The organism is Marisediminitalea alba (genome assembly GCF_002993365.1).
GTDB lineage: Bacteria > Pseudomonadota > Gammaproteobacteria > Enterobacterales > Alteromonadaceae > Alteromonas > Alteromonas alba.
In genome coordinates, this window is sequence record NZ_PVNP01000127.1 from 1 (window position 1) to 2,648 (window position 2,648).

Sequence of the window (2,648 nt, forward strand, 5' to 3'; positions counted from 1 at the left end):
TTATCGCCAGCGCATGCAAATAGAAGAAGGCTTTCGGGATATGAAAAGCACGCGCTTTGGTCTGGGGTATGAAAATAATCGCAGCACAACCAAGACACGCATTACTGTTCTGGTCTTGCTTACCACACTGGCTTCGTTAGTGGCTGTACTGTTGGGCATGCTATTAGTTGTCAGTAACAAGCATCGACGCTTTCAGGCAAATACCGAAACAAAATCCGTACTATCCTTTCACTTTCTTGGCTTGAGAGCTTTTAACACCTCAATGCGATTTACCCTGCATCAGTGGAAAAAGACGATCCGCTGGCTTGATGAACTCACCGCTGAAGCTTGCATGAGCAAGATTACATGCTAAATTCGTGGGGATCCCTCAGAATTTAATAACAGTATGCAGAAAGCAAAGGACGAAGCTCCGAAATCAATCTTTGAGCAATTATGTACAGTGCAGCATTTACTATATGGTAATAGTTCTGCTTTTTATGTATCTGACGAAACTGGAGAGCATCACCGCTCAGAAGTACAGATGCAATCGATATCGCACTCTGTAGAAATGCCTAAACTTCACATATTAGACCCCGAAGGTTTTGAGCTAGAGCTGAGATTCCTGCGAACTGAGGGGCATACTCAATGAAATTGATACTAAAACAATACCTTGCCTCACTGAAAGAAAGAAGTGAATTAGACGTAGTATTACCAGATCTTCTTAGCGAAATGGGAATGAACGTCTTTATTTCTCCTACGCGCGGAGTCAAAGAGTATGGTGTAGATGTCGCAGCTGTAGGGAGTATAAGAGGTGATGCGGAAAAGGTTTATTTGTTTTCTGTCAAGTCCGGTAATTTAACAAGAAGTACATGGAGAGGAAACACAGATCAAGCACTTCGTCCGTCCCTTGAGGAAATTCAAGATTCATTTATCTCAGCTCGTATACCTCCTGAACATGCGGATAAACCAATTGTTATTTGTTTATGCTTTGGTGGGGATGTTCATTCTGGAATAAGACAAGATGTGTCAGGATATTTGCGAAGAAATACAGAAGACAATATATCGTTTGAAGAATGGAATGGCGATAAATTATCGGACTTGATTTTAGAGTATTTGCTTAAGGAAGAGTTACTGCCTAAGAACTGGCAATCCATGCTTCGTAAATCGCTAGCATTATTAGATGAGCCTGAAGCCTCTCATCACAACTTTCGTCTTCTTGTCCATTCAATTATCGAAAGCACCGAGGATACGAAAGGTGTATTTAACGCAATTTTACGAGTTCATATTTGTTTATGGATCTTATATTCGTGGTGTAGAGATGAAGGAAATCTTGAATCAGCATATTTGTCAGCTGAATACTCGATTCTTCATTTATGGGATAAAGCAAAAACTTGCCAAGATAGGAAATCAAAAACTGCTTTCAAGGGTTTGCTGTCTACTTACCATCTGATCTCAGATGAATATGTAAACATTGTTATTGCACCTGTTGCAGAACATCTACATGCTGCATCCACAGCCGTATCCTCTCCATCAGGTATTGATATTAACTTAAAATTATTTGATGTAATGGGTAGAGTTGCACTTCGGGGACTCTGGATGTCCGAAGAGTTGCGAGAGTTAAATATAGAGGATAATGAGCTAAAAGACGCAGAGTATCACAGCATTCAGGAAAATAAGTTGGATGAGTTAACAGTAACAATGAAAAAACTCATCAAAAATAATCCCGTTTTGCATTCTCCGTTTAAAGATTCTCAGGCAATCGATTTGGGGTTAGCTCTTTATCTTTTCTCGTTAGATTCTCGAAATGACGAGTTTGTAGTTAGTTGGCTAGAAGCAATAGTCAATAGAGTCGAATTTGCCTTTATTACAAATTCAATGTACCCAACAACGTTAGAAAAATTCCAAGAATTGTTGATGCATAAAAACACCAAAGACAAGGATGATAGTTATAAGGAAAAAGTAACGAGAGGCAGTATTTTATTTCCGTTACTGGCTACGTATTGCTCTCTTTATAAGGCAACAAAGTTATCTAGTGTAATTAAAGAAATAGTTGACGAACATTTACCAAGTTGTACTTTGCAATATTGGTATCCAAATAAAACTTCGGAAGAGCACATGTACGCAAACTCAAAGTCTCATGGACTAGCTACAACAGGATTTCCGTTGACCCCTGAAGAAGTTCTAACCCATATAGGAAAAGAGTGTAAAGAGTCTAATCAGTATTGGGAGCTATCCGCAGTAAAAGAAGGGCACCCCCATATTGTTTTATCAGCATGCCGTTACTACAGATATCCAGTACTGAGGGATCCCCACGAATTTAGCATGTAATCTTGCTCATGCAAGCTTCAGCGGTGAGTTCATCAAGCCAGCGGATCGTCTTTTTCCACTGATGCAGGGTAAATCGCATTGAGGTGTTAAAAGCTCTCAAGCCAAGAAAGTGAAAGGATAGTACGGATTTTGTTTCGGTATTTGCCTGAAAGCGTCGATGCTTGTTACTGACAACTAATAGCATGCCCAACAGTACAGCCACTAACGAAGCCAGTGTGGTAAGCAAGACCAGAACAGTAATGCGTGTCTTGGTTGTGCTGCGATTATTTTCATACCCCAGACCAAAGCGCGTGCTTTTCATATCCCGAAAGCCTTCTTCTATTTGCATGCGCTGGCGATAA

Annotated in this window: 1 protein-coding gene and 2 pseudogenes; 2 read left to right on the forward strand and 1 reads right to left on the reverse strand. The window is 40.2% G+C overall.

From position 1 onward, the window contains the following. Positions 1-352, forward strand: a pseudogene (locus C6Y40_RS12260) (IS4 family transposase); the annotation flags it as partial. Between the two features lie 272 nt (positions 353-624). Continuing rightward, positions 625-2,307, forward strand: a complete 1,683-nt coding sequence (locus tag C6Y40_RS12270) for a hypothetical protein (RefSeq protein WP_105934842.1) — start codon at positions 625-627, stop codon at positions 2,305-2,307. On the opposite strand, the pseudogene C6Y40_RS12275 reads toward C6Y40_RS12270, so the two are convergent. Then, positions 2,297-2,648: pseudogene (locus C6Y40_RS12275) on the reverse strand (IS4 family transposase); the annotation flags it as partial. The gene C6Y40_RS12270 and the pseudogene C6Y40_RS12275 sit on opposite strands and share 11 nt — an antisense overlap.